The organism is Mesorhizobium sp. 2RAF21 (genome assembly GCF_052115345.1).
GTDB classification, from domain to species: domain Bacteria; phylum Pseudomonadota; class Alphaproteobacteria; order Rhizobiales; family Rhizobiaceae; genus Mesorhizobium; species Mesorhizobium terrae.
On sequence record NZ_JBFRGM010000012.1, the window covers coordinates 65,252 to 90,356 of the forward strand.

The window sequence follows — 25,105 nt, forward strand, 5'->3', positions numbered from 1 at the left end:
ACAGACTGTTCCGACCAGGTTTCCTTTGCGGCGATCCGGGGGTGTGGAAACCGCCGCATCGGAAAACGGAAGACTATCAGCCCTTGGCGACCGGCAAGGTGATGAAGCGGTTGTTGTCGTTGCGGGTGATCTGCACCAGCACCTGCTTGCGGCCGGCCTTCTGGGCGTCGGTCATCGCCTTGCTGATGTCGGACGCCGCGGTGACTTCCTGCGAGTTGATCGCGGTGATCACGTCGCCGGCCTGGATGCCACGGTCGGCGGCATCGCTGTCGGGATCGACCTCGGTGACAACCAGACCCTTGCCGTCCTCGGACTTGGTGACGGTAAGACCGAGGTCGGTCAGCGAATTGTGGTCCTTGGCCGGCGCCGACTGCTGTTCGGCCGAGGCCATCTTGTCGTTCTTCGGCAGGGTGCCGAGATCGACCTTGATGGACTGTTCCTTGCCGCCGCGCCAGACGGTGACGTCGACGGACTTGCCGGGCTGGTAGTTGCCGATGGTGCGGGCCAGATCCTTGGTCGTCTCGACCGACTTGCCGTCGACCTGGGTGATGACGTCGCCGGCAACGATGCCCGCCTTCTTGGCCGGGCTGTTGTCCTGCGAACCAGCGACCAGCGCGCCCTTTTCACCCTTCAGGCCGAGCGATTCGGCGATGTCGGAGGTGACCGGCTGGATTTCGACGCCGAGCCATCCGCGCTCGATCGATCCGCCCTTCATCAGAACCTGCACCACATTCTTGGCGGTGGAGGCCGGAATGTCGAAAGCGATGCCGACGCTGCCGCCCGAGGGCGAGAAGATGGCGGTGTTGATGCCGACCACCTGGCCGTTGAGGTCGAAGGTCGGGCCACCCGAGTTGCCGCGGTTGACCGGGGCGTCGATCTGGATGAAGTCGTCATACGGGCCGGCGCCGATGTCGCGGCCACGGGCCGAGACGATGCCGGCGGTCACGGTGCCGCCGAGGCCGAACGGGTTGCCGACGGCCACGACCCAGTCGCCGACGCGGGTCTTGGCATCGTCGGCGAAGTCGACATAGGTGAATTTCTGTCCGCCGCCGTCGACCTTGAGCACGGCGAGGTCGGTGCGCGGGTCGGTTCCGACCAGCTTGGCGTCAAGCTCCTTGCCGTCCTTCATGACGACGGTGAAGGCGCTGCCGCCATCGACAACATGGTTGTTGGTGACGATGTAGCCGTCTTCGGAAATGAAGAAGCCGGAGCCCTGCGCCACCGGGCGCGGTTCGCGATTGGGGTTATCGCGGTGCTGGAAGCGGCGGCCGCCCTGGCCGTCGGGACCGCGGAATTCCTTGAAGAAGCGCTTCAGCTGCGGGTTGTCCTGGAAGAAGTCCGGACCGTCGAACGGGCTCGCCTGGCCGTCGTCTGCAGCGGGCTGAACCTTGGCCTTGACCTGAACGGAGACGACCGCCGGCGAGACCTTCTCGACGAGGTCGGCAAAACCCGCAACCTGGGGAGCCTGGACGCGCACGGCCTCGGCCATCACGGGGGCGGTGCCGGTGGTCACGGCGACGAAGCCGATCGCGCCGGCGATGGCCACGGAAGCAGCGGCAGCAGTCAGGCGCGAGCGGGTGCGGGAGGAAATGGGGGAAGCAGTCATCGGTCTGTTGTCCTTTTGCACGCAGGTGCCAAAAGCACCCTTCGAACAAAAGGAATAAGATCGCCGACATTACGGCGCCATTTCCGGTGCATGAAATTTTGGTAATCTTGGGCGGTTGCCCGACGCTTCAATCCTGCTTCAGGATGGCGTCCAGCCTGGCCTTTTCTTCGTCGGACAGGGCTGCGGTCTCGGGCGCTTTGCGGCGGCGCGCGGCGCGCACCATGAAGGCGCCGCCGACGACCAGCAGCAGCACCGGCGCCCCCCACAGCAAGGCGTTGCGCCATTCGAAACGGGGTTTCAGAAGGACGAACTCGCCGTAGCGCGACACGACATAATCGATCACCTGCCCGTCGCTGTCGCCCGCCTTCAGCCGGTCGCGCACCAGGATGCGCAGGTCGCGCGCGAGGTCCGCGTCGGATTCGTCGATCGACTGGTTCTGGCAGACCATGCAGCGCAGGCCGGACGACAACGCACGGGCGCGAGCCTCGAGCGCGGGATCGGACAGAACCTCGTCCGGCTTCACCGCAAGGGCAGTGCCGGATGCCAGAACGCCGAGCACCAGCACGCATGCCGCCAGCGAACGAACGATGCCGGCCACGGGCTTCACGACAGACTTCCGGCAGGCACGGTCTTGGCCTTGCGTTTGGCAGGCGCGCCGACGCGCAGGCGGCGGTCGGCCAGCGACACGGTGCCGCCCGCCATCATCACCACCCCGCCCAGCCAGATCAGCGTCACCAGCGGTTTCCACCAGATGCGCACGACAACCGAGCCGTCCGCAGCCTCATCGCCCAGCGAGATGTAGAGCTGGTTGAAGCCGATCGTCTTGATGCCGGACTCGGTAGTCGGCATCTGGCGCGCCGGGTAGAATCGCTTGGCCGAGCTGATTTCGCCCGTCACCTGGCCGTTCGCGCCGATGAGTTCGAAGCGGGCGCGATCCTCGCTGTAGTTCGGTCCCTTCATCGGCATCAGGCCGTCGAAGTGCACGACACGGCCGGCGATCTCGACGGTCTCCTGCGGACGCATCGTCAGAATATGCTCGCTGCCGAACCCCAGTGTGCCGACAATACCGATCAGCGTGATGCCGAGGCCGGCATGGGCGAGCGCCGTGCCGAACACCGAACGGGGCAGGCCGGCAAAGCGGCGCAGCATGATCGGGAATGTCACCGAACCGAAGCCGGATTTGGCGGCGAGATCGGTCAGCGCGCCCATGATGAGCCAGAAGGACAGGCCGGCGCCGAGCGCGGCAAGGGCGGAACTGCCGTCGATGAAAACGAGCGTGACAATCGCTGCCAGCAGCGCCGCGCCAAAGGCGGCCATCAAACGCTGGGCGGCGGCCAGAATATCGCCGCGCTTCCAGGCCAGCAGCGGGCCGAACGGCACCAACAACAGCAGCGGCAGCATCAAAAGGCCGAAGGTCAGGTTGAAGAACGGTGCGCCGACCGAGATTTTGTCGCCGGTAAGCGCCTCCAGCCCCAACGGATAGAGCGTGCCGACCAGGACGGTGGCCGCCGCCGTGGTCAGGAACAAATTGTTGAGAACCAGCGCGCCCTCGCGCGAAATCGGCTGGAACAGCCCGCCGGCCGTCAGCGAAGCGGCGCGCAGGGCAAACAGCGCCAGAGACCCGCCGATAAAGAACAAAAGGATGCACAGGATGAAGACGCCGCGCGAAGGGTCGGTGGCGAAGGCATGCACGGAGGTGAGCACGCCCGAACGCACCAGGAAGGTGCCCAGCAACGACAGCGAGAAGGTGAGGATAGCGAGCAGCAGCGTCCAGATTTTCAGCGCCGAACGCTTTTCCATCACGATGGCCGAATGCAGCAGCGCCGTGCCGGCCAGCCACGGCATGAAGGAAGCGTTCTCGACCGGGTCCCAGAACCAGAAACCACCCCAGCCCAGTTCGTAATAGGCCCAGTAAGAGCCCATGGCGATGCCGCCGGTCAGGAAAATCCAGGCGACCAGCGTCCACGGCCGCACCCAGCGCGCCCAGGCGGCATCGATGCGTCCGTCGATCAGCGCGGCGACCGAGAAGGAGAAGCAGATCGAGAAGCCGACATAGCCGAGATAGAGCAGCGGCGGATGAATGGCGAGGCCGAGATCCTGCAGGATAGGATTGAGATCGCGCCCTTCCACCGGCGCCGGCGACAGCCGCGCGAAGGGATTGGACGTGGTCAGGATGAACAGGAAAAAGGCGGTGCCGATCGAACCCTGCACGGCAAGCACATTGGCTTTCAGCGTCGCCGGCAGATTGCTTCCGAAGGCCGCGACCAGCGCGCCGAAGAAGGTGAGGATGAGCACCCACAAAAGCATGGAGCCTTCGTGATTGCCCCAGCTTCCGGTGATCTTGTAGATCATCGGCTGCAGGGAATGCGAATTCTCCCAGACATTGACCACCGAGAAATCGGAACCGGCATAGGCCGACACCAATGCGGCGAAAGACAGCGCGGTCAGCGCGAAGCCGGTGATCGCGGTCGGACCGCCTACGGCCATCATGCGCTCATTGCCGGCGCGAGCGCCCACCAGCGGCACCACGGTCTGCACCAGCGCCAGCGCGAAGGCGAGTACGAGGGCGAAGTGACCGATCTCAACCATGGCGGCGTCCGCTATTCACTCTTCGTCTCCTGCCACACGCCCTTGGCCTTCAGCCCGTCGGCGACTTCCTTGGGCATGTAGCGCTCGTCGTGCTTGGCCAGCACGCTGTCGGCCACGAAAGTGCCATCCGGACCAAACGCGCCTTCGGTGATGACGCCCTGCTCCTCGCGAAACAGGTCGGGCAGGATGCCGGTATAGGTGACCTTGACCGAATTGTGCGTGTCGGTCACCGCGAAGGAAACCGTCGTCCCCTGCCCGCGCAGGATCGTGCCCTTCTCCACCAGCCCGCCCAGCCGGATGCGCTGGCCGGGCGCCAGATTGGCGGCGGCGATATCGGCAGGCATGTAGAAATAGGACGCCTTCTGACCGAGCGCATAGAAGGTCAAGCCGGCGGCCAGCGCCAGGAAACCCAGCCCCGCCACGATCACCGACAGCCTTTTCTGCTTGCGTGTCATGATCCCGTTTCGCCCCTACTCTGTCGCCGTCAGGCCGAGCGTGCCGGCAAAGGCGGTGAATTGCTTGGCCTCCGGGCTGTCGGCACCGAACACGGCAATGCCACGGCGCAGCGCGGCACGCGCCTCGTCGGGCTTGCGCAACACGGCATAAGAACGAATGAGGCGCATCCACCCTTCCGCGTCGCGTGGATTCTGCTTCAGTTTTTCATCGAGGCCGGCAACCATGGTCTCGATCATCGCGCTGCGGTCCTCGTCGGAAAGCGAGGAGGCTGCGGCCACTTGGTCCTCGCTCGGCCCTGCGGCCGGCCGCGAACCTTCAGCGGCCAGCGCCTGGCCGACGGCGCGACGCCACGGCGAATCCTGAGGCAGCGATGCCTGCATCTTCTGCAGCATGGCCACGGCCTCGGGCTTGCGACCCTCCTGCGACAGCGCCAATGCGAGATAGAAATTCGCCTTGGGGTTGGCGGGCTCAAGCTTGAGGGCTGCCTCAAACACCGCCTGTGCCTCGGCGGAGACGACCCCGCCGGCGCCATTGACCATGGCTTCGCCAAGTCCGGCCTGGCGCGCAGCCGTTTCGCCTGCCAAGCGAATGGCATTGCGGTAGGCGGTGACGGCATCGGGGAAACGACCGATCCTGAGATAGATCGGGGCCAGAACGTCCCAGCCACGGCCATCCGACGGGTTCTTCGTCAGATGCGCCTCGGCGCGCGCGACAAGTTCGTCCACCGAACTGTCGGCCGGGTTCTTCGCCAGCCGCTCGGCGAGCGGTTGGGACGGCAGATCGGGCGAACCGATACGGCTGTAGATGCCCCAACTCAACAGCGGCACGGCCAGCACGGCGGCCATCGACAACAGCCCCGCCAGCTTCGGCATCGTACCAGGCGCGGCGGCCGCCGTCTCGCCAGTTCCCAGCCGAATGATGCGGCGGGCGATTTCGGCGCGCGCCTGCTCGGCCTCGACCGGCTGGATCAGCCCGCGGGCGAGATCGCGGTCGAGTTCGGAAAGCTGGTCGCGGTAGACTTCGAGGTCATGGGCGTCCTGCGAATCCCGCTCCTTCGCGCTCCCCGCGAGGGGCAGCAGCACCGCCAGGCTCGCACCCAGCGTCAGCACCGCGGCTATGACCCAAAACAGCATGGAACTTCCAATAGCGGTCCGGCTTCGTCCTGCCAACACAAGCGTCCTGCGACGCTTTGACAGAATTACGGCCGGCCGCACTTGATCGAGCGCAAACGCTCAATCGAAATCGGACATTCGAAGCAGTTCGAGCGCCTTCACCGCAAATCAAATTGTCGGAGCGTCCTTTTGCGCGTCCAAAAAGGAGGCGCGGCGCTCCAACGTCAGGTCAGCGGCGTCCACGACCCGTCGGTGTTGCGGCAAGCCGTGCCACGGGCGATCTGGCCGTTGCCGCCCGAATAGACGGTGTGGCGATACTGGCGGCAGTCCTGCGAGCCGACGCGATAGGGCTGCGCGGCAACCACTTCGCCATAGCGCCCTCCCTGGTCGCTCTTCCAGGTGACCGTCTGGCCGCTGGCGGTGTATTCGAGCGCCTTGTATTCGGCCTCCAGCGCCTTGCGCTTGTCGGCCGCGGTCAAGCCGGAGCCGATATTGCCACCGATCAGGCCGTCACCCAGTTCCTCGAGCACGGTCGATGTGACCGAACCGCTGTCCTTGCCGGCTTTCGGCGCGGTGTCCGAACCATTGCCGGTCAACCCGGTCGTGGCGCAGCCGGTCAGCAGCAACATTCCGGCAACGAAGCCAATGCGAATCGTCATTCTCTCAAAAGTCCCCTCTTCGCCACGCACTGGGCGACGGTCGCGGCGATAGTGCCGATATTGGGCTGAAATTGGGCCGCATGCCAATCCCATAACTCTGTTCCTCACCGGACACTTCGCAGGCGCACAATCGCCTTGAGCCCACCGAGGTCCGAACGTTCCAGCGCGAGGCTGCCGCCATATTCGTTGACGAGGTCGGCGACGATGGCCAGACCAAGCCCCGTCCCGGGCTTGGTTTCATCGAGGCGTTTGCCGCGCTGCAAGGCATCGCGCGCCTTGTCTTCCGGGATTCCGGGGCCATCATCCTCGATGAGTATTTCGAACGGTTCGCCGCCTTCGCCACCCGTTGCCAATGGCCGGACCGTGACCCTGGCCGCGCCATTCGCCCACTTCATCGCATTCTCCAGAAGGTTACCCAAAACCTCCTCGAGATCCTCGCGCTCGCCGGCAAAAATAATGCCCTCCGGCGGCAGTGATAGCGACAGCGCGACGTTGGGATTGAGCTTCTGCATCACCCGCACCATGCGCTCGGCCAGTGGCGCCACCGGGGTGCGGTAGACGACGCTGTCGCGCTGCGCGGCGATGCGGGCGCGCTGCAAATAGTGCTCGACCTGTTTCTGCATCGAGGCCGCCTGGCCGGCGATCAGCTCGCCTTTCGGCCCGCCCAGCGCGCGGCCCTCGTTCAGCATCACGGCAAGCGGCGTCTTCAGCGAATGGGCGAGATTGCCGACCTGCGTGCGCGAACGTTCGACGATGCGTTTGTTGTTCTCGATGAGCGCGTTGGTTTCGTCGGCCAGCGGCTCGATTTCGGACGGAAAACGGCCGTCGAGCCGCTTCGCCGTGCCTTCCCGTACCATGGCAAGGGCGGCGCGCACGCGCCGCAGCGGCTGCAGGCCGAACAGGATGGCAATGGCGTTGATGGCGATCATGCCAACGCCGAACAGCGACAGGTAGGTGAGCAGCCGGCGCTGGAAAGAGCCAATCTCTTCTTCCAGTTCGCTCTTGTTGCCCATGACGCGGAAGCGGGCGATGTGGTTCTTCGAATCGAGCACGAATTCGCTCTCGAAGATTTGCAATTCCTCGCCTTTCAGCCCGTGAGCAGCGTAGCTGCGCTGGAAGCTGGAATTGAACGGGACGTCGCTGATGCTCGGCGAGGGAATTGCCTGCACCATGGAGGACGAACGCAGATGGCCGCCGACGCCGTCCGACGCAGGCTCCACCGACCAGTACCAACCCGAAAACGGTTCGGAAAAGCGCAGGTCGCCGAGATCCGGCGCGCCGATCAAAACGCCCTTGTCGGAAATGCCGACCGAGCCGATCAGGTTGAAGAGATGGGCTGAAAGCAGGCTGTCGAAGCCGCGTTCGCTGGCCTGGCGATAGAGCGTCGTGATCAGGGTGAAGATGACGACCAGCGTCAGCACGGCCCACATCGAGGAAAAGGCCACGACGCGAAAGGTCAGCGAGCGCAGCCAGAACCGCAGCGGCGCTCTCGTCTTGACCCGTTTGGTGGGAAGCGGTTCCGCTTTACGCCTCCGGTTCACGCATGCGGTAGCCCATGCCGCGCACGGTCTCGATCATGTCGACGCCCATCTTCTTGCGAAGCCGGCCGACAAACACTTCGATCGTGTTGGAATCGCGGTCGAAATCCTGATCGTAGAGATGCTCGACCAGTTCGGTGCGCGACACCACCTCGCCCATGTGGTGCATCAAGTAGGCAAGCAGGCGAAACTCGTGCGAGGTGAGCTTCAGCGGCACGCCGTCGACATCGGCTTTCGAAGCCTTGGTGTCGAGGCGCAGGGGACCGCAGGTCAGTTCCGACGAGGCATGGCCGGCGGCCCGGCGGATCAGTGCGCGCACCCTGGCCAGCACTTCCTCGATGTGGAACGGCTTGGTGACATAATCGTCGGCGCCGGCGTCGATGCCGGAAACCTTGTCGCTCCAGCGGTCGCGCGCCGTCAGTATCAGCACCGGCATCTTGCGGCCATCGCGGCGCCAGCGCTCGACCACGCTGATGCCGTCCATCTGCGGCAGGCCGATATCGAGCACGACCGCGTCATAGGGCTCGGTGTCGCCGAGATAATGCCCTTCCTCGCCGTCATAGGCGCGGTCGACCACATAGCCGGCATCGACGAGTGAATCGGCCAACTGCCGGTTCAACTCCTTGTCGTCCTCTACCACCAATACGCGCATCGTGCCTCGTGTCGTTGCTTTCGGTTGCTGAGATATAAGCCGATTCCGGCGGTAAGACGACCGCTCAGCCCTGCGGCACCACCACTTCGGCCCGGCGCGGGCGTTCGCCTTCCTTGCCTGGCACGAGGATGACGACCACGCAAACCGGCTGCCCGCCACGCGTTGACGGCGAGGCTTTGGCGAGCGTGCCGCCGTTCTGCGCCGCGACCTCTTGGCCGATGGCGTAGCAATCGGACGCCACCGTCAAAACCTGGCTGGGGCTGTCGAGAGGGGTGATCGGAAGCGCCCCTGCCGGCGGCACTGCAAACAGCCCGCTGGCGCCGAGCGCCAGCACAATCGACCGGAGATTGGAACGAAAGCTTTTCATGGTGCCCTTACTAGCGCACCGGGGCTGAACACGAAATGAACACCGGCGGCTGCGTCCCCTTTGACCTCGCACCATCGCGGCCGGATGGCGAGTTGCAGGAAGCTTAACCTATGCGGTCGGTGGCGGACAACCGGCCAAACAGGGCCACCAGCCCGGCGATCGCGCCGACGCCTTGCAGCAAGGCGTCGGTCAGCGCCGTTTCGTCGACCTGTTCAGGCGAAGCGCCAGCCAGTCCGGCGGCGCCGGTCAGGATGGTCACCAGCGCCGCCCAGATGGTGCGGGAAAGATACCAGGGTTTCATCGTTTTCATCTTCGTTCCTTTCGACGGAAAGTAGAGCTCTCAGGCAATGGAGAGGCGCTTGGAGACCGGTACGCCCCAACCTGCGGTGACGCTGAACTGCCGCACCGTGACATCGATCGCGGCAGGCGGCGCGGTGAAGTCGGCAACGATCATGGCCGCCTCGTAGAGCCAACGCGGTTCCGCGGTGACGACCGTACGCACCGGCATGCCGCCAGGCGCCGCAATCTCGACGCGATATTGTTCGACGGCTTCGCCGAGCGGGATGTCGCTCGCATCCCAGCCATCGGCGTCAACACGGCCACGGCGGATCCAGGAAAACACCACGTCGGCGCCGGCTCGCCGTGCGCGCAGATGCACTGGCGCCAGTGGCAACGCAGCCCGCTGGCCGCCGACAGCCGTGCTCTCGGCAACATTGAGGCCGGAACCGTCCAGGCCGGTCGGCCCGACCCGCCAGTTCAGCACGAGGCCAACTTCGCTGGAGCGCAGGCCGGCCGGCACGACCGCGTCGTCCAGCAGGACAAAATCCGCGCCTTCGGCGGCGCCGGCGGCCATCGCGTCCGAGGTGCCGAGCTGGCCACGCAGCAGACCGGACAGTCGCCAGAGCTGCGGCTCGATTTCCGTGGCCTGCTGGAATTGCAGAACTTCCCACACCCCGACCGTCGACCGCACCGCCGCCGCGTTGGCGCCGTTGAGCATTTGCGCCACGCTGATGCTCTCGGCCTGGCGATCGAAAAGCTCGACGAAGATCGCCCCGGCACGGTCGATACGTCCCTCGAAACCGGGGGCGAGCGGGGCGGTCAAGCGGCCCAGAACCGCCGATTTCGCCACCATGGCGCGCGCGGTGAAACCGGTCGTCTCCGGCGATGCGGAGAGCGCCTGCGTCCGCCACGGCTTTTGCCAGACCGCAACACGAAGCTGGTCGTGCAGGCTGCCCTCGCCGACACCCGCCGGCAGATCGAGAAAGACCGCGTGCGGTCGTCCTGACACGATGACCGGCGGAACCGGCGGCCTCGGCACGACGCTGCGCCAGCGCGGCACCGCACCGCGCGCGATCTGCCTTGCCGAGACGCGGCACACCAGCCCATCCTCGACGCCCGTGACCAGGAATTCGGACGGATTTCCCGAGGCAGGCAGCGTCACCACGGCGCCGGGCGCAAGTGCGTCGTCGGGCATGGCCACCGAAAAGCCGATCGTCTCGCGCTCGTACCAGGTGCGGCGCAGCCAGTCCTCGGCCAGCGCCTGCCCCTGCCCCTTTTCGAGCACTCCGGAAAACGACTGCACCTGCTGGCGGGCGCCGGCCGCACCCTGCCGCGCGAAGCGTGCGGTTGCGGATTGGTAGTCCGAGAAAGGATCACGAAACGCCAGCAGCGCCTCGGCGGGCAGTTGCTGGTCGGGCACGCGCATGGTCTCGACCGCCGGACGGTCGTCGTCCAGCACCAGTTCTGTTACCGACACAGCGGCGCCAGCCTGGCCCGCCTGCCGGAACACCAGCCCGTCGGCCTGTTCGATCACTGTCAGGTCGAACAGATCGACCAACGGTTCGAGGCTTGCCCTCGCCGAGGACGGGTCGTCGACGACATAGCCATGCACGACGCCGTCGGCGCCGGAAACGTCGGCAGCCGGCAAGCCGTGATCGGCCAGGACGGCGTTGATCAGCGCGCCGAGGTCCGGGCTCGCCAATCGTCCGTTCAGCCAGTGTCCACGCTCCCAGTTGACGCCGTCCGACCACACATCGGCGCGCTGCGGAAAAGCCGGAAACGGCCGCGCGTCCCACGCCCACAGATAGATGCGCGACAGATCGAGCATACGCCCGCCATAGGCTGGCGAAACCGGGTTCCAGGCCTGCTGGAAGCCGGGCCCAGCCGCATCCCAATGCTGCAGATGGGCCTCGATGAACCGGCGCTGGGCGATGTCGGAGCGGCTGCCGTCGGAAAAATAGGGAGCGGCGCTCTCCATCGATTTGGGATCGGGAAAGACATTGGGCTGGTTCGGGCCCTTGTCGGTCGCCGGGCATCCAAGCTCGTCACACCACGCGGCTGAAAATTGCGGCCCGCGCAGGCTCTCCGGATCTTCCGAGGAGAACAGCTGCGCCACCGCGCCGCTCGGCCACAACAGCCGCCGGCGCGTCGGCTCGAAACGCGGCCGGTCCTCGCGGGCGATGGTGAGGATGCCGGAAGGCCCCTCCACCATCACCTCGCGCGCATCGCCCAGCGTTTCGCCCACCAGCGCGATGCGGTCGTAGCGATTGCCGAACTCGGCGAAGGGCGGCAGGCACCGCGCCAGCGCGGTCGCCCATTCGGCGCCCAGCCTGGTCTTGCCGGAACCGCGCCCGCCGGTGACCAGCCAGGTCGCCGGCGTCGGGCGCCCCACCGGATATTGCACGCCATGGGCGCTCAGAAACCACTCATGCCATGCCAGCTCGGCGCCCCGCAGGCCGACCTGGCTCGTCATCCAGTAACGATTGATCCGCGACCATTTCGGCCGCCATCCGGGTGGCAAGTTCGACAATGCGTTCATTGATGCGTCCAAGAACCTCCGCGAGGTCTTCATTGCGCTTGATCTGGCTTTCCCTGGCGATGCCGCCGGTGCGCAAAATCTCGGCGATGCGATCCAGCGCGCGGATGGCGGCCGTCAGCGCATCGAAGCGGGCCTTGTCGATGTTCTCATTGGCCAGCAGTGCGCTGCACAACGTCTCCACCCGCTCCAGCGCCTGCGCCGCGATGGCTTGCACGCGCTCAGCCGCGTCGGTGCTAGGTCGCCGCGCGTGTGCCCAGCCTTCGCGCTCGGCCTGTTTCTTCAGCGCCTGCAGCGAGCGGCCGGACGCATCGGCCAGAAGATCGAGCGTCACCCGTGCGCCTTCCGCCAGCGCGCGCAACGCCCGCTGTTTCGCGTTCGGTCTCGAACTCGGCATTGCTTTTCCTGAAAACGGTCGGAACCTGACGGTTACTCAAAGTGCGCCGGCAGCCGAACAACCATGCAGGTGCCGCGCGCCGGCATCGTCTGGTGCTGGTGCAGAGACCGGCAGGCTAGATATTAAGGGGAAATCGCCGGGGCGCCGCTGCGCCACCTACACTTTTCCGACGATAACCAAATCCTAGCAAAGCATCGTAACGGTGTCAAGGACTATTTTCCTATTTTTTGAAAATGGCCGTTCATCACCGTTTGTCGTCGTAAGCCCGCAATTGGCGGCGGCACTTCGAAACGGCCTGATGGTCGCGCGCTTCTGGCACGGCGATCTCCGTGACCTTCCTCACATTCAGTCGGGCGGTTTCCGTTGTATGGAAATCCCGCTTGGGGGAAGCGTCATGTCCAACATCGATATCCTGTTCGCCGTGGCCGGCACCGTCCTGGTCGTGCTGGCGATCATCCTGATCCTGAAGAAGCTGGAAGTTTCGGCCGGGCATTCGGCCATCATCGTCATCGGCGCGGCGCTGCTGGCGCTGCCCTATGTCGCCAATTTCGAATGGACCGGAAGCGGCATCAGGTTCACCACCCGGGACCAGGGCTCGCAACTGGCCGAGCAGATCGCCGCCAACAGCGCGCAACTGGCCAAGATCAACGCCGATATCGCGGGCGTCGCCGACGCGTTGAAATCGTCGAACGAGCGCATAGCGGCGATCGAGGCCAAGCAAGGCGGCAGCGCCACGCAACCGCCCGTCAAGCCAATCAATCCCGCCTTCTTCGACAGGCTTATCCAGGAAAACAACAACGCCAAGCTGTTGACCAACCGGCGCCTGCAGGACCTCGACATGCTGAAACAATCGCTGTCGGTTGGAAACTGATCAAATTCAGCGCTTAGCTGGTCGCTAATATCGTTTATCCCTAATGGTTTGCCTTTACCCTCCCTTCACCAATCGCGCGTCCAATGGCTGAGCCCTTGCCAGTGCCGCAGCAATCGACGAATAGTCGGCCCTGACCGCCGAGAGGGCGCCGTCCGCGTTCCCGTTTGCGCGGCGAACGCGTATAATCCGATCACCGCGCAACCATCCGAAGCCAGTAACCGTCCTCGATGAGCAATTCCCAGGAACCGCGCAAGAAAAGAGGCCCGATCGCCGCCTGGTTCCTGTCGTTGGATGCCTGGCTCGATTCCAGCCTCTACGAGTTGCGCTACCGGGCCGGCGAGTTCTGGGAAAGCGCCACCATCTTCTTCCGCCGCTTCAAGGTCAAAGGCTGGCGGCGCTGGCTGGTCGAGATCCTGTCGGAAGGCTTTACGCTCGGCACCGGCGGCGCCGTCGTCATGCTGGCGCTGGCGCTGCCGGCCTTCCAGGAAACCAAGGGCGACTGGCGCGCCCAGGGCGACTTCGCCGTCACCTTCCTCGACCGCTACGGCAACGAGATCGGCCAGCGCGGCATCATCCAGCGCGATTCCGTGCCGGTCGACCAGATGCCCGACCATGTCATCAAGGCTGTGCTGGCGACCGAGGACCGCCGCTTCTTCGACCACTACGGCATCGACGTCCTCGGCCTGATGCGCGCCATGACCGAGAACGTGCGCGCCAATTCGGTCGTCCAGGGCGGTTCCTCGATCACCCAGCAATTGGCCAAGAACCTGTTCCTCACCAACGAACGCACGCTGGAGCGCAAGGTCAAAGAAGCCTTCCTGTCGCTCTGGCTGGAAGCCAATCTTTCCAAGAAAGAGATCCTGCAGCTCTATCTCGACCGGTCCTACATGGGCGGCGGCACCTTCGGCATCGAGGCGGCGGCCGATTTCTATTTCGGCAAGAGCGTGAAGGACCTGACACTGGCGGAATCGGCGATGCTGGCCGGCCTGTTCAAGGCGCCGACCAAATACGCGCCGCACGTCAACCTGCCGGCGGCGCGCGCCCGCGCCAACGTCGTGCTCAACAACATGGTCGAAAGCGGCTTCATGTCGGAAGGCCAGGTGCTGCAGGCAAGGCTGCATCCGGCCAATGTCGTCGACCGCGGCGAGCGCAAGAGCCCGGACTATTTCCTCGACTGGGCCTTCGACGAGGTCAAGCGCATCGCACCCAAGGGCACGCATTCGCTGGTCGCCCACACCACGTTCGACGCCAACATCCAGGACGCCGCCGAGGAATCTGTCGAGTTCCACCTGCGCCAATACGGCAAGGACTATCGCGTCACCGAAGGTGCGGTCGTGGTCATCGAGACCAATGGTGCCGTGCGCTCCATCGTCGGCGGCCGCGACTACGGCGCCAGCCAGTTCAACCGCGCCACCAAGGCGCTGCGCCAGACCGGCTCGTCGTTCAAGCCCTATGTCTATGCGACCGCTATGGAGCATGGTTTCACGCCGGAATCGGTGATTTCGAGCGCGTCGGTCAGCTGGGGCAACTGGACGCCCAAGAATTACAGCGGTGGTTTCGGCGGCAAGATCACGCTGCTCACCGCCTTCGTCAAATCCATCAACACCGTGCCGGTGCGGCTGGCCAAGGATTCGCTGTCGATCCCGCCGATCAAGAAGATGGCCGAGGACATGGGCGTGGAATCGCCGCTGGAATCGCACAAGACCATGGTGCTCGGCACCTCCGGCATGACGGTGATGGACCAGGCGACCGGCTATTCGGTCTTCGCCCAGAACGGCTTTGTCGGCACGCGCCACGGCATCACCCAGCTCGTCACTCACACCGGCCAGGTCGTCTACGACTGGGCCAAGGACGCGCCGCCGCCGCGCCGCGTACTGTCGGAAAAGGCGCTGCATTCGATGAACTCGATGCTGGTGCAGGTGCCGGTCATCGGCACGGCCCGCCGCGCGGCATTGCCCAACATCGTTTCGGGCGGCAAGACCGGCACCACGCAGAGCTACCGCGACGCCTGGTATGTCGGTTTCACCGGCAACTACACGGCTGCGGTCTGGCTCGGCAATGACGACTTCCGCCCCACCAACAACATGACCGGCGGCTCGCTGCCTGCGATGATCTGGCAGCGGATGATGGTCTATGCGCACCAGAACATCGACCTGAAGCCGATCCCCGGCATCGACCAGCCCTTCGTCGACAAGACGGTGGCGGCCAAGACCGAGCCCGAGAAGAAGCCGGCAGCCGACGACCAGGCCAAGGTGGCCGCCGAGCGGCCGCCCGTTCTGTCCAGCCGCACCACGCAGACCCTGCGCACGCTCAGCAAGACCTTCGAGGATGCGCCGGTGCTCACCCCGCCTACCAAACCCGAAACGCTCTCGGCGCTGTGAAGCAGCCCACAGCCTTGCACCAGCCCCGCACCGCCGCTATGCCGGCCACCATGTCGCAATGATCCCCTGCCCTGACGAGCCTCCATGCTGAAGAACGCATTGCTGACGCTTCTGGCTCTCGCCATCGCCATCGGGTTGGGCGGCGGCAGCGTCTGGTACGCGCTCGATGCCCAGAGCGGCGGCGGCGCCATCCGCATCGGGCCGTGGACGGCCTTTCCCGATATCGGCACAGCGGAGGCCGATCCCTATTCGCAGGCGCGCGTGGCCCGCCAGGGCGCGCTGGCGCTTGGCCGCGCCGAGGGTCTTTCCTTCGTCGCCGAGGCCGATTCCAACGGCGAAAGCCTGCGGCGCGAATGCAGCTACACCATCGAAGGCAGTTTCCCGACGGCGCGGTTCTGGACCCTGCACGCCGCCGACCAGGCGCTTGACCCGATCGTGTCCGGCCGGCCGCGCCAGGCGGCGCTGCAGTCGCACGAGATCCTGCGCCAGGCCGACAATTCCACCGTCATTACGGTGGCCAGTAACGCGGCGCCCGGCAACTGGCTTCCCGTCGCCGGCGCCGGTCCGCTGCGCTTCGTGCTCAATTTCTACGACACGCCGATTGCCGCCTCGACCGGGCTCTCCGACGTCAAGCTGCCGGCCATCCTGAGGATCGGCTGCGATGGCTAGGCTGTTCCACGCCATCCTGCTCGGCCTCGTCGGCGCGGCCATCGTACACATCGCCGTGCTTTTGCTGGTGCCGACGTTTTCCGAGCGCGACGCCTGGTCGAACCTGGCGATGAAGTCGGATTTCTACACCATGGCCCGGCTTGACGCGGATGCCGGCAGTCCGGCGCCGGTGAAGTCGATCGATCCGCAATTCTACGCCGCCGCCTGCCGCTTCGACCTCGCCGACGGCATGATACAGCTGACCGCGCCGGGCTCGGTGCCGTTCTGGTCGGTCTCGGTCTACGACCGCAACGGCCACAACATCTACAGCTTCAACGATCGCAGCGCGACAAACGGCCAGTTGGATGCGGTGGTGCTGACGCCGGCGCAGATGATCGAGGTGCGCAAGGCCCTGCCCGACGGGTTCCAGGGCTCGATCTTTGTCGAGGCGCCGATTGAGGAAGGCATCGTGGTGGTGCGCGCCTTCGTGCCGGATGAAAGCTGGAAGCCGGCGGTGGCGCGTTTCCTCGATCAGAGTTCCTGCGAATTGCAGCAATTCTGATCGGAAAGCGACTTACGCCGCCTCAGTGGCGCGGCTTCGACGACGGCGCGCCTTGCGTGCCCGTCTCGGCGCCCGATGCCGTTGCCGCACCTTCCTGCGGCCGCTCGTAGCGCACCCCTGGAAAGATGATGACGGACGCGGCCGTATCAACGCTTCGCGGAAGTCTGTTTGGTGCCGCGTTCCGCGGCTGGAAAGACAGTACCTGTCCCATGGTTCGCGCATTCCTCTCGGTTCGACCCAGAGCACAAACGCAACGCCTACAGGGTTGATTAGGCGCCTAGAGGGTTAACGGAGCGCTAACGGATCGCGGCTAATTTGATGCTTGTTCGCGCGCCCTCGGCCGGACTGTTGTCCGCGTCGGGATCGGAGCGCCGTGTGTTTGTACAGGCGTAACTCGTGTCATCTTCTGACTTCCGGCATATCGCGGTGCGGATGGAAACGGGAAAGGCCGAGCGGCTTTTCCGGGCCGCCATTTCGGCGTTCTGCTCGCTGCCGCGCCCGTCGCGCCGCGAGATAGCGCAGTTGGAAGACCTTGCCCTGCCATTGTTCGACGATACGCCCAATGAGGCGCTGCGCTTCGGCGCAGCCGCCCTTTCGGAAACCGAATACGCGCCGCGCCAATTGGTGCTCAGGCTTGCCGACGCCAAGGTCGATATCGCGGCGCCGCTCCTGATCCGCTCGCGGGCGTTGACGGATGTTGACCTCATCGCCCTGATCGGCCGTCATGGCTTGCCCCATGCGCGCGCCATCGCCCGCCGCAAGGACCTCAACCCCGCGATTTCGCATCTGATCCGCGCACTGGAACGGCCAGCACAGGGCCGGTCGCGCGAGATGCGCGATACCGCAACTGAGGCGCCTGGACCGGCCAAGCCCATGCCTGGCCAGGCGGCCGAGGCGGTGCGCCAGCGCCTGCGCGCGGTGATGGCCGACCCTAACAACACCGCCACCACCGCTCCGGCCAGAGCCGACACCAATCCCTACCGGAAGCTGCGCGACATGGCGCTGAGCGGCAACGCCGCCTTCTTCAAGACCGCGCTCGCCGACGCGTTGCGGATCGACTTCGCCACGGCGCATTCGATCGCGGCGGCGGACGACTATTCGCGGCTGCTCACCGCACTGCGCACACTCGAACTCGGCGACGACCACGCCTTCCTGATCGCCGTGGCGGTCTTTCCCGGCCAGTTTCCGCATCCGCAGTCGATCCGCCTGTTCCTCGACCGCTACAGGTTGCTGCCGTTGGACGTGGCGCGCGGCCAGCTGGCGCAGTGGCAGGCCGAGGCGCTGTCGCCGGGCCTGCGCGACGCGCGCGAGACAACCGCCAATTCCGACACGCCGGCGGCAACGCAGCAGGGCAAGCCGGCGTTCAAGGCGTCCTGATCGCGATCAGTTCTTCCACCGGTTCCGAACCCGGCTCGATCTCGACCACCCAGATGTCGGGGTCGAACTTCTTCTCCCGCTCCAGCCTTTTGATGACGACCTCCTCGTCCAGCGTCGTCTCGAGTTTGCCGAACAGGCGCTCGTCGGGCCGCGCGTTGTCATAACTGGTCTGCGGCGCCGGGCCGTAGAGTGTCACCTCGCCGAAGCGATCGCGCGTCAGCACGAAGACGGCGCCCGCCTCGGTGGCGCCGCGCTGGAGGATCGCCGCGAAGCCGCTCGACGAAAAGGCCCGGCGCACCAGCGCCGACACCCACAGGTCGGTGGTCACACGCATGGGCGGGCTCCGCGAGAAGCGGATTGCGGGAAATGCTTTTTCATAGGTGATTGCTGTAGCAGGGCGTGCGCTTGTGTCCAGCGCATGGTCCGTCGCCGTTTTGCCCGCGGGCGGAGAACCCGACCTCAGTTGGTCAGGCCGATCTCGCGCATCTTGGCATAGACCACTTCGTCCGGCTCGCCGGTTTCGGGCAGTCCGAACAGCGACTGGAACTCGCGAATGGCGGATTTGGTGCGGGCGCCGATGACGCCGTCCATCTTGATGTCGTTATTGCCGAAGGCGCGCAGGCCCGCCTGGATCTTGACGAGGCGGGCGTCGGTCTTCTGCTGATCCGTCATGGCATTGGCCGGCGCCGGTTTCGGGACCGTGCCTGTGGTGTCGCTGCGCGGCGCCGGTTGCGGCACCACCGAGGCGGTGGTGGCAATGCCGAGATGGTCGAGCAACGCTCCGTCGATGGCGCCGGAAACAGAGAGGCCCATCTTCTGGCGATAGGTCTCGATCGCCTTGCGCGTCGCCGGCCCGGTCAGGCCGTCGACGGTACCGTCGTAATAGCCGATCTCCTTCAGCACGCCCTGCACCCGCTGCACGACCGGATCGCTCTTGGCGACTGCCTGCTGCGAAGTGGCGGGGACTGCCGCCGCATTCGGGTCGGGTCGCTCAATGTTGATGGTGGTCTCCGGCTCCGGCACGGCCGGTACCGGGAATTGCTGGAAGCTGCGCGTGGCAAAGAAGGCGCCGGTGTGCAGGCCCGGCTGATACCACAGAGCGTTGGCCGAGACGTAGAATAGCGTCACCAGGAAGGCGGTCGAGCCACCGACCAGGACAGGGTTGTTGGCGATCATCTCGCCCAGCGCCGCGGTGCCGGTCTGCAGCATGCCGGGGCGCTTGTTGCGGGCGCCTTTCCTAGGCTGTTTTGCGGAGCGAGCCAAGGCCGGCCTCCTTTTCGTTCCTTGGCTGGGTCAACGGCAGCACGGTCGACTTGGGGGCATTCCCCTTCGGACCATCCACCGGCAGGCTGATGGTCACCTTGGTGCCCTCGCCCGGCGCGCTTTCGACCGACATCGTGCCTTCGTGCAGGCTGACGAGGCCCTTGACCAGCGACAGGCCGAGGCCGGTGCCTTCGAAGCGGCGTGTATAGTCGTTCTGGATCTGCATGAACGGCTTGCCGAGATTGCACAGATCCGCCTCGGCTATGCCGATGCCGGTATCGCTCACCCAGAAATGCAGGCGCGAACCGATGCGGCGCGAACCGATCGAGACCGCGCCGCCGTCCGGCGTGAACTTGACGGCGTTCGAGGTCAGGTTGATGAGGATCTGCTGCACGGCGCGGCGGTCGGCGTTGATCTCGCCCGAATCGGCGGCGATCTGCGTGGTCAGCCGGATGTTCTTGGCCTCGGCCTGCATGTGCATCATCGACTGGCACATCTCGACGGCGTCGACGAAGCGGAACGGCTCCGGCTGCGCCGAATAGGCGCCCGATTCGATGCGCGACACGTCGAGGATCGAAGTGACGACGGCGAGCAGATGGTGGCCGGAATCGCGCACCAGCTCGACATATTCCTTCTGGCGCGGGTCCTTGAAGCCGCCGAATATCTCGTTCAGCAGCATGTCCGAGAAGCCGATGATGGCGTTGAGCGGCGTACGCAACTCGTGGCTGACGGCGGCCAGGAACCTGCCTTTGGCGACATCGGCGCCAGCCGCCGATTCACGCGCGCCGGCCAGCGCATGCTTCAGGTCCTGCATCTCTTCGTTCGAGCGCAGCAGCGCGACGAAACCATCGCCGGCGCGCATCAGGTCGAGCCGGAACGGCTGGTGGTTGGAGGCGCCATCGCCCGCCTCGCCCCTGGGGAGGCGCACGCGCATCTCGACGCTGCGCAGCGCAGCGCCCTCGCGCATGTCGGCCAGCGACGACAGGTAGGCGACGCGGTCGGCCAGATGGATGCGGTCGAACAACCCGTTGCCGGACAGGAGTTCAGGCGCGAGCTTCAACAGCCCGCGCGACTGCGCCGACGCTTCCAGCACCTCGCCGTTCTGCGCCAAACGCAGCACCACGGCGTCGATAATGTCTTCCAGGCGCGTTGCCTCCGGCGTCGCGTCGTCATCGGCGAGCGACCGTCCGAGACCGCGAACGCGCGGCAGCCAGGTCAGGCCCCAGGCGACCGGGAACAGCCAGTGCCAGGCGGTCGGTGCTTCCACCGGCAGCAACGGCGCCAGGGCGAATTGCAGAACGAGCGCGGCGAGCGCAGCCGCGAGGCCAATGCCCGCGGCGCGGCGCGAATTGCCAATCCAGAAAGCCTCGGCCGACAGGGCCAGCGCCAGGATGACCAGCGGCGACGCGAGACCGCCACCGGCGGCGACCAGGCCGGCAAGGCCGACGGCGCCGGCGCCAAGTGCCACGCCAGCGGCCGGCATCAGGCGGCCCGTGGCAGCCACCAGCAGTGCGGTGAACCAGGACAGACCGAAGATCGCGAAAATGGTGGCAACGGTGACATCGGCACCCAGCCTGGCGGTGACCAGGACAACGGCGGCGCTGGCGAACAGGAAAGGTGCCGCCAGCATCAGGCCGATGAAACGGCGCTGGCTGCGGCGGGCGGCCTGATCGGTAACGCCAGCATGCACCAACCGCTCGCAGCCTGCGGCCACGGCGTCGGGCAAATCAACGTATCGGGTCGCTATCGAATTCAACGCAACGCACTCACACTGGTCTGCTTTGCAGATCGCTTTTGTTGATCTGAAACTCGCATCCAGCCTTTAAGGAATGAATAAAACCGGGCCGAACTAGGCCGATCACGGTGCGAATATCGGTATCCCCCGGCATCCATGCCCAGCCGATTGCGGTCATGGTAAACACCGGGTTAGCCGGACCGCCTTCAGGACTTTTCCGGCCATTTCGGACGCTATCGGAGCAGTGCCGGAAAAGACGAATAAACACAGCATCTTAGATGGTTACCGCAGCCCTAACGAAAAAGGCCGCATTTTAGCCTTGTCTAAATCGAAAATCGGGCCTTTCCAGATTGTCTAAAATTTGAGGCAAATTCTCGCATGGACCGCAAGCCGTCCTTTGCGCGGCTGTGTCAGGATCATCCTCAACAAACGAGACTGCGGCACAACGATGCCCGGTCCGGTCACAACGAGAGGGTCGTGTCATGTTCTTTCTGCTCAGAGCCGCTTTCTGGTTCTCGCTCGTGCTGCTCGTGCTGCCGTTCAGCGTCGGCTCCGACGAACAGGGCCAGAGCGTAAACCCCATCCAGGCGCTGCTGGCGGCGCGCGACGCGGTCGGCGACATTGCCGGCATGTGCGAACGCAAGCCCGACGTCTGCGAAACCGGCAAGGCCGCGGTGCACACCATCTCGGTACGCGCCAAGGAAACCGCCAAGATCGCCGCCGACATGCTGGACGACCAGCCGGCCAAGCAGGCCGAGGCCGCGCCGGCCGGCCCGTCGGACACCACGACCATCACCGGCAGCGTCATCCCGACGCCGTCCGCCCGCCCCGATCCGAACAACTGATCGGCCGGGGCGCCAGGCCCCGATCCCACTTTTGTCGCGAAAATCCCCTTGCCGATCTTCGGCATCACCCGCAGGCCGCCTCCCTCTCGGCGCCTGCGGTTTTCTTTTTCCGTGACTGTAGCGGCCGGCGTGACTATATCGCCTGCATGAGCGCCACCATCGAAGCCATACGCGACGACTTCTCCCTGCTCGACGAGTGGGAAGACCGTTATCGCTATGTGATCGAGCTGGGCGAAGCGCTGCCGGAATTCCCCGATACCGCCCGCATACCCCAGAACAAGGTGCCCGGCTGCGTCAGCCAGGTGTGGCTGACCACCGAACAGGGCAGCGGCGGCGATCCGGTGCTGACGTTCCAGGGCGATTCTGACGCGCATATCGTGCGTGGGCTGGTGGCGATCATGCTGGCGCTGTTTTCCGGCCACACTTCCAGCGATATCCTGAAGACCGACGCGGAAGCCACGCTGAAAGCGCTGGGGCTGGACGAACATCTGTCGCCGCAGCGCGCCAACGGCCTGCGCTCCATGGTCAAGCGCATCAAGCACGATGCCGAAGCGGCGCTGAAGCAGACCGCCTGAGCGTTTCGCGAAAGACTATCTACCGTCACGCGATGCGCGGGCGATAATCCTGCGCGCCCCAATGCAGGGGTTGCCTTGGTCCACGCGCCGGCGGGCGGTAGTGCCGCGCCAGTACTGCCAGGCCGGTCTTGAGCACGATCTTGGCCGAGCGCAGCGGCCAGCCGCGTTCGCTTTCGACCCGTTCGAGCCCCTTCAGGAAACAGCAGACATCGACCAGAACGCCGGACAGTTCCGGGCCGACCGCCGCCAGCGCGGCCTCGACGCGATGGCGCGCGGCGAGCGCGGCGTCGGTCAGGTCGGCGAGGCCGTCGGCGCGCCGGCCCGACGAGACCGATGCCTCCCAGTTGGCGCCCAGCCTCGGCATGATCTGGCCGCGCGTATAGTCGGCGCGCAGCCTTTCGCCCGCCTCGAATTCCGGTGGGCTCAGAAACGGCTTGCCGTCCTTGGTCTTGCGCCGCACCAGTTGCGCCAGCGGCGATTCCGACAGATTGGCCATGACCGAAACCGGACAGGTGCCGGTATCGGCGGTCACCACGCCAAGTTCGCGTTGTCGCCCGCCAAATGCGTCGGCAGGCGCGGACAGGCGCTGCGCCAGCGCAGCGCCGCTGGCCGTCAATGCCAGGCTGAACCCTTCGCGTTTGATCACGCCGCCGGAAGCGAGCGTGGCAAGCACATGCTCCTCCACCGCGATCGCACCCCGCCCCGAAGCTTCGACAAGCAGCCGGCCCGCGACCGAGGCCGGCCGCAGCGAGGCCGGGCCCGGCATCAGAAAATGCAGCAGCCTTCTTTCGCTTGAAACCACAGTCGCGCACGCCTCCATCTCAGCGCCCCAGCCGGTCGCGGAAGGCGGCATAGGCAATCCGTTCGACCACCAGCACGAGATGGTCGAATTCGGCGTCGTCGCGCATGTCCTCGATGAGGTGGCAGGCATGAACCACCGTCGTGCGGTCGCGGCCGAAGGCGCGGCCGATCTCGCCCTGGGTGAACTGCAGCACGACATGCGCGACATACATGGCGATCTGCCGGACCCGCGTCACCGGCGCCGACGTGCGCTGCGCCTTGCGCAGTTCCCTGCTCGACACCGAAAACAGCGCCGCGGTCATGTCGATCAGCCCTTCGCAAAGTTCGAACACGATCTCGTCGCGTCGCTTCGCATGTGGGTGAGACCCTTCCGAAAATACGAGCCCGCTGGTGGCAGGTTCGCCCGGTTCATCGGCTAGGACGGTCATCAATTGCACGAAACCCCTCCCGTTATAGGAATAAGTTCCTTTGTAGCCGGATACGCCGTACATGTGAACAAATCAAGAACATTGAATCTGGCAAATAGCGCGCAAAGTCTTGAAATGACTTGCGAATAATTTTCACCGTCCCGAAGCGCGCTTGTCCTTTCTCCCCACGCCCCGCGTAGCGGAGATGATCTCACCGTCACAGCAACAGCGAGGCAGGACGGATGAAGCGGTTCGAGGAAGAAGCGAAAAGTTTCGGTGCCAGGAAAACAGCGCAGGCAAACGAGGCACGCCAGCTCGCGGCGACGAGCCTGTTATGCGGCATCGATCTGGCGGCCGCGTTTACCGCGCCGCCCGAGACGAAAGCCAAATTGATGCAAAGGCTTGAGCGGGTCATCGAACGCGAGCGGCTAAAGGGCATGCGCCGCCACTGGAGCTACGATCTCAACCGTCATATCGCGCTGAAACAGGCACTGGACCGGCTGCGCGGCGAAGCGCCGGCGCAAAGCGAGGATGGCGGCCATGTCGGAAACCGGGCGCGCAGCCATGCCCGAAAAATGAAACGGCGCCCGAAGGCGCCGTTCGATCACGCGGGCAACAACTCCTTGGCGAAGCCGTGAACCCGTGAAAAGCCTGGAACTACCGGCCCTTCGGCTTGCGGCCGAGGCCCATCTTCTTGGCCAGCTGCGAGCGCGCGGCGGCATAGTTCGGGGCGACCATCGGATAGTTGGCGTCCAAGCCCCACTTTTCGCGGTACTGGTCGGGGGTCAGCCCGTAATGGGTCATCAAATGGCGCTTGAGCGACTTGAACTTCTTCCCGTCCTCGAGGCAGACGATGTATTCGTCATGAACCGAGCGCTTCGGATTGACAGCCGGCTTCTGCTTGTCGGCAGGCGGCTGTTCCACCGTTCCACCCACGCGGCCAAGGGCAGCGTGAACATCGGCGATCAGATTCGGAAGCTCACCCACCGGAACAGGATTGTTGCTGACGTATGCGGCAACCACGTCTGCGGTCAACTCGATCAGCATATCGCTGTTTTTTGGAGGCGTTTCGACAATATCCATAGCGTTCGGGTCCCAACGAGAGTTAAGTCTTGCCCATTCTGGAGAGGGCGCTGCACGCTTCTGCACAGGCTGTTGCCCGCGAGTCGTGTCACGGGGCTTTAATGGACTTGATAGACAAGTAAGTCAATTCATTCTTCAACTATATTAATACTGCTCAAGAAAATATTCTTTGACGGGTGGATATTTTTCCGTACTCCGTACAACTTCTGCGTTATCGCTTGGCCTAATCGAACCGCGGCTCTGGAGAACATCTTGAACTACATCCGGGCCGCCGGCGAGCGTTTCCCAACCTTCCCCAACGTCAACTACTGAGCAGCGCCTCCCTCGACCGCCGTCCGCCGCGTAAAGAAGCGGGCGCCTCTTGAA

26 protein-coding genes and 1 pseudogene are annotated in these 25,105 nt (G+C 65.0%); 8 read left to right on the forward strand and 19 right to left on the reverse strand.

Features of this window, described 5'->3' with window-relative positions:
* Positions 1-76: 76 nt before the first annotated feature.
* The 12 genes from AB4136_RS20230 to AB4136_RS20285 all read right to left on the reverse strand — a co-directional run bounded on the left by AB4136_RS20230 (position 77) and on the right by AB4136_RS20285 (position 12,155).
* Positions 77-1,606 (reverse strand): Do family serine endopeptidase, encoded by a 1,530-nt coding sequence (locus tag AB4136_RS20230; protein WP_024925484.1) that lies wholly within the window; start codon positions 1,604-1,606, stop codon positions 77-79.
* Between the two features lie 127 nt (positions 1,607-1,733).
* On the reverse strand, positions 1,734-2,204 hold the full coding sequence (locus tag AB4136_RS20235) for a cytochrome c-type biogenesis protein (RefSeq protein WP_373426409.1): 471 nt from the start codon (positions 2,202-2,204) through the stop codon (positions 1,734-1,736).
* Between the two features lie 5 nt (positions 2,205-2,209).
* Positions 2,210-4,195 (reverse strand): heme lyase CcmF/NrfE family subunit, encoded by a 1,986-nt coding sequence (locus AB4136_RS20240; protein ID WP_024925486.1) that lies wholly within the window; start codon positions 4,193-4,195, stop codon positions 2,210-2,212.
* Positions 4,196-4,206: 11 nt separating this feature from the next.
* The gene (gene ccmE / locus AB4136_RS20245) at positions 4,207-4,650 is read right to left on the reverse strand and encodes a cytochrome c maturation protein CcmE (protein ID WP_024925487.1); all 444 of its coding nucleotides are present in this window, start codon (positions 4,648-4,650) and stop codon (positions 4,207-4,209) included.
* A gap of 15 nt (positions 4,651-4,665) precedes the next feature.
* On the reverse strand, positions 4,666-5,784 hold the full coding sequence (ccmI, locus tag AB4136_RS20250) for a c-type cytochrome biogenesis protein CcmI (RefSeq protein ID WP_024925488.1): 1,119 nt from the start codon (positions 5,782-5,784) through the stop codon (positions 4,666-4,668).
* 203 nt (positions 5,785-5,987) lie between these two features.
* The gene (locus AB4136_RS20255) at positions 5,988-6,422 is read right to left on the reverse strand and encodes a hypothetical protein (protein WP_024925489.1); all 435 of its coding nucleotides are present in this window, start codon (positions 6,420-6,422) and stop codon (positions 5,988-5,990) included.
* 104 nt (positions 6,423-6,526) lie between these two features.
* Positions 6,527-7,963: an ATP-binding protein gene (locus tag AB4136_RS20260; RefSeq protein ID WP_024925490.1), complete on the reverse strand. Its 1,437-nt coding sequence runs from the start codon at positions 7,961-7,963 to the stop codon at positions 6,527-6,529.
* Positions 7,947-8,612: a response regulator transcription factor gene (locus AB4136_RS20265; RefSeq protein ID WP_024925491.1), complete on the reverse strand. Its 666-nt coding sequence runs from the start codon at positions 8,610-8,612 to the stop codon at positions 7,947-7,949. Before AB4136_RS20265 ends, AB4136_RS20260 begins: the two co-directional genes overlap by 17 nt.
* 64 nt (positions 8,613-8,676) lie before the next feature.
* Positions 8,677-8,979, reverse strand: coding sequence for a hypothetical protein (locus AB4136_RS20270; protein ID WP_024925492.1), 303 nt, complete (start codon positions 8,977-8,979; stop codon positions 8,677-8,679).
* Between the two features lie 103 nt (positions 8,980-9,082).
* The gene (locus AB4136_RS20275) at positions 9,083-9,289 is read right to left on the reverse strand and encodes a hypothetical protein (protein WP_024925493.1); all 207 of its coding nucleotides are present in this window, start codon (positions 9,287-9,289) and stop codon (positions 9,083-9,085) included.
* 30 nt (positions 9,290-9,319) lie between these two features.
* Entirely contained in the window at positions 9,320-11,731 is a 2,412-nt protein-coding gene (locus AB4136_RS20280; RefSeq protein WP_137900963.1) for a baseplate megatron protein TIM-barrel domain-containing protein, read from the reverse strand.
* A complete protein-coding gene (locus AB4136_RS20285) occupies positions 11,685-12,155 on the reverse strand; it encodes a hypothetical protein (RefSeq protein WP_036257044.1) in 471 nt (156 codons plus the stop codon). Before AB4136_RS20285 ends, AB4136_RS20280 begins: the two co-directional genes overlap by 47 nt.
* Positions 12,156-12,585: 430 nt before the next feature.
* On the opposite strand from AB4136_RS20285, the gene AB4136_RS20290 reads away from it, so the two are divergent.
* From AB4136_RS20290 to AB4136_RS20310, 5 genes are all read left to right on the forward strand, one after another.
* Entirely contained in the window at positions 12,586-13,062 is a 477-nt protein-coding gene (locus AB4136_RS20290; protein WP_024925496.1) for a hypothetical protein, read from the forward strand.
* A gap of 227 nt (positions 13,063-13,289) precedes the next feature.
* Positions 13,290-15,443 carry a transglycosylase domain-containing protein gene (locus AB4136_RS20295; RefSeq protein WP_024925497.1) on the forward strand — a complete coding sequence of 718 codons (2,154 nt, stop codon included), beginning with the start codon at positions 13,290-13,292 and terminating at the stop codon, positions 15,441-15,443.
* 84 nt (positions 15,444-15,527) lie between these two features.
* Positions 15,528-16,112, forward strand: coding sequence for a DUF1214 domain-containing protein (locus tag AB4136_RS20300; protein WP_024925498.1), 585 nt, complete (start codon positions 15,528-15,530; stop codon positions 16,110-16,112).
* Positions 16,105-16,653 carry a DUF1254 domain-containing protein gene (locus AB4136_RS20305; RefSeq protein ID WP_024925499.1) on the forward strand — a complete coding sequence of 183 codons (549 nt, stop codon included), beginning with the start codon at positions 16,105-16,107 and terminating at the stop codon, positions 16,651-16,653. The genes AB4136_RS20300 and AB4136_RS20305 overlap by 8 nt, the downstream gene beginning before the upstream one ends.
* 396 nt (positions 16,654-17,049) lie before the next feature.
* Positions 17,050-18,030 carry a DUF2336 domain-containing protein gene (locus AB4136_RS20310; RefSeq protein WP_024925500.1) on the forward strand — a complete coding sequence of 327 codons (981 nt, stop codon included), beginning with the start codon at positions 17,050-17,052 and terminating at the stop codon, positions 18,028-18,030.
* Here AB4136_RS20310 and AB4136_RS20315 read toward each other — a convergent pair.
* The 4 genes from AB4136_RS20315 to AB4136_RS20330 form a co-directional block, all read right to left on the reverse strand.
* Entirely contained in the window at positions 18,017-18,364 is a 348-nt protein-coding gene (locus AB4136_RS20315; RefSeq protein WP_024925501.1) for a DUF1491 family protein, read from the reverse strand. The two genes, AB4136_RS20310 and AB4136_RS20315, sit on opposite strands and share 14 nt — an antisense overlap.
* A 125-nt stretch (positions 18,365-18,489) precedes the next feature.
* On the reverse strand, positions 18,490-19,293 hold the full coding sequence (locus AB4136_RS20320) for a peptidoglycan-binding protein (protein WP_024925502.1): 804 nt from the start codon (positions 19,291-19,293) through the stop codon (positions 18,490-18,492).
* The gene (locus AB4136_RS20325) at positions 19,268-20,986 is read right to left on the reverse strand and encodes a sensor histidine kinase (RefSeq protein ID WP_024925503.1); all 1,719 of its coding nucleotides are present in this window, start codon (positions 20,984-20,986) and stop codon (positions 19,268-19,270) included. The genes AB4136_RS20320 and AB4136_RS20325 overlap by 26 nt, the downstream gene beginning before the upstream one ends.
* A 73-nt stretch (positions 20,987-21,059) precedes the next feature.
* A complete protein-coding gene (locus tag AB4136_RS20330; protein WP_161773083.1) occupies positions 21,060-21,206 on the reverse strand; it encodes a hypothetical protein in 147 nt (48 codons plus the stop codon).
* A 304-nt stretch (positions 21,207-21,510) separates the two neighbouring features.
* On the opposite strand from AB4136_RS20330, the gene AB4136_RS20335 reads away from it, so the two are divergent.
* Together AB4136_RS20335 and AB4136_RS20340 are read left to right on the forward strand one after the other, a co-directional pair.
* Entirely contained in the window at positions 21,511-21,873 is a 363-nt protein-coding gene (locus AB4136_RS20335) for a DUF5330 domain-containing protein (protein WP_024925504.1), read from the forward strand.
* A 146-nt stretch (positions 21,874-22,019) separates the two neighbouring features.
* Entirely contained in the window at positions 22,020-22,448 is a 429-nt protein-coding gene (locus AB4136_RS20340) for a SufE family protein (RefSeq protein ID WP_024925505.1), read from the forward strand.
* Between the two features lie 25 nt (positions 22,449-22,473).
* Here the strand turns inward: AB4136_RS20340 and AB4136_RS20345 are convergent, their stop codons facing one another.
* Positions 22,474-23,214 carry a DUF6456 domain-containing protein gene (locus tag AB4136_RS20345; RefSeq protein ID WP_244431229.1) on the reverse strand — a complete coding sequence of 247 codons (741 nt, stop codon included), beginning with the start codon at positions 23,212-23,214 and terminating at the stop codon, positions 22,474-22,476.
* A gap of 55 nt (positions 23,215-23,269) precedes the next feature.
* On the reverse strand, positions 23,270-23,677 hold the full coding sequence (locus AB4136_RS20350; RefSeq protein ID WP_024925507.1) for a helix-turn-helix domain-containing protein: 408 nt from the start codon (positions 23,675-23,677) through the stop codon (positions 23,270-23,272).
* Positions 23,678-23,898: 221 nt separating this feature from the next.
* Between AB4136_RS20350 and AB4136_RS20355 the strand changes: the two are divergent.
* Positions 23,899-24,165, forward strand: a pseudogene (locus AB4136_RS20355) (cytoplasmic protein); the annotation flags it as partial.
* Between the two features lie 148 nt (positions 24,166-24,313).
* Here the strand turns inward: AB4136_RS20355 and AB4136_RS20360 are convergent.
* Entirely contained in the window at positions 24,314-24,739 is a 426-nt protein-coding gene (locus AB4136_RS20360) for a MucR family transcriptional regulator (RefSeq protein WP_024925509.1), read from the reverse strand.
* Between the last annotated feature and the right edge of the window lie 366 nt (positions 24,740-25,105).

Excerpts from the sequence above, each read along its gene's own strand:
- AB4136_RS20230 (WP_024925484.1), bottom strand. The coding sequence starts at position 1,606 with ATGACTGCTTCCCCCATTTCCTCCCGCACCCGCTCGCGCCTGACTGCT.
- AB4136_RS20240 (WP_024925486.1), bottom strand. The coding sequence starts at position 4,195 with ATGGTTGAGATCGGTCACTTCGCCCTCGTACTCGCCTTCGCGCTGGCG.
- ccmE (WP_024925487.1), bottom strand. The coding sequence starts at position 4,650 with ATGACACGCAAGCAGAAAAGGCTGTCGGTGATCGTGGCGGGGCTGGGT.
- ccmI (WP_024925488.1), bottom strand. The coding sequence starts at position 5,784 with ATGCTGTTTTGGGTCATAGCCGCGGTGCTGACGCTGGGTGCGAGCCTG.
- AB4136_RS20255 (WP_024925489.1), bottom strand. The coding sequence starts at position 6,422 with ATGACGATTCGCATTGGCTTCGTTGCCGGAATGTTGCTGCTGACCGGC.
- AB4136_RS20265 (WP_024925491.1), bottom strand. The coding sequence starts at position 8,612 with ATGCGCGTATTGGTGGTAGAGGACGACAAGGAGTTGAACCGGCAGTTG.
- AB4136_RS20270 (WP_024925492.1), bottom strand. The coding sequence starts at position 8,979 with ATGAAAAGCTTTCGTTCCAATCTCCGGTCGATTGTGCTGGCGCTCGGC.
- AB4136_RS20275 (WP_024925493.1), bottom strand. The coding sequence starts at position 9,289 with ATGAAAACGATGAAACCCTGGTATCTTTCCCGCACCATCTGGGCGGCG.
- AB4136_RS20280 (WP_137900963.1), bottom strand. The coding sequence starts at position 11,731 with ATGACGAGCCAGGTCGGCCTGCGGGGCGCCGAGCTGGCATGGCATGAG.
- AB4136_RS20290 (WP_024925496.1), top strand. The coding sequence starts at position 12,586 with ATGTCCAACATCGATATCCTGTTCGCCGTGGCCGGCACCGTCCTGGTC.
- AB4136_RS20295 (WP_024925497.1), top strand. The coding sequence starts at position 13,290 with ATGAGCAATTCCCAGGAACCGCGCAAGAAAAGAGGCCCGATCGCCGCC.
- AB4136_RS20300 (WP_024925498.1), top strand. The coding sequence starts at position 15,528 with ATGCTGAAGAACGCATTGCTGACGCTTCTGGCTCTCGCCATCGCCATC.
- AB4136_RS20305 (WP_024925499.1), top strand. The coding sequence starts at position 16,105 with ATGGCTAGGCTGTTCCACGCCATCCTGCTCGGCCTCGTCGGCGCGGCC.
- AB4136_RS20315 (WP_024925501.1), bottom strand. The coding sequence starts at position 18,364 with ATGCGTGTGACCACCGACCTGTGGGTGTCGGCGCTGGTGCGCCGGGCC.
- AB4136_RS20330 (WP_161773083.1), bottom strand. The coding sequence starts at position 21,206 with ATGACCGCAATCGGCTGGGCATGGATGCCGGGGGATACCGATATTCGC.
- AB4136_RS20335 (WP_024925504.1), top strand. The coding sequence starts at position 21,511 with ATGTTCTTTCTGCTCAGAGCCGCTTTCTGGTTCTCGCTCGTGCTGCTC.
- AB4136_RS20340 (WP_024925505.1), top strand. The coding sequence starts at position 22,020 with ATGAGCGCCACCATCGAAGCCATACGCGACGACTTCTCCCTGCTCGAC.
- AB4136_RS20345 (WP_244431229.1), bottom strand. The coding sequence starts at position 23,214 with ATGCCGGGCCCGGCCTCGCTGCGGCCGGCCTCGGTCGCGGGCCGGCTG.
- AB4136_RS20350 (WP_024925507.1), bottom strand. The coding sequence starts at position 23,677 with ATGACCGTCCTAGCCGATGAACCGGGCGAACCTGCCACCAGCGGGCTC.
- AB4136_RS20360 (WP_024925509.1), bottom strand. The coding sequence starts at position 24,739 with ATGGATATTGTCGAAACGCCTCCAAAAAACAGCGATATGCTGATCGAG.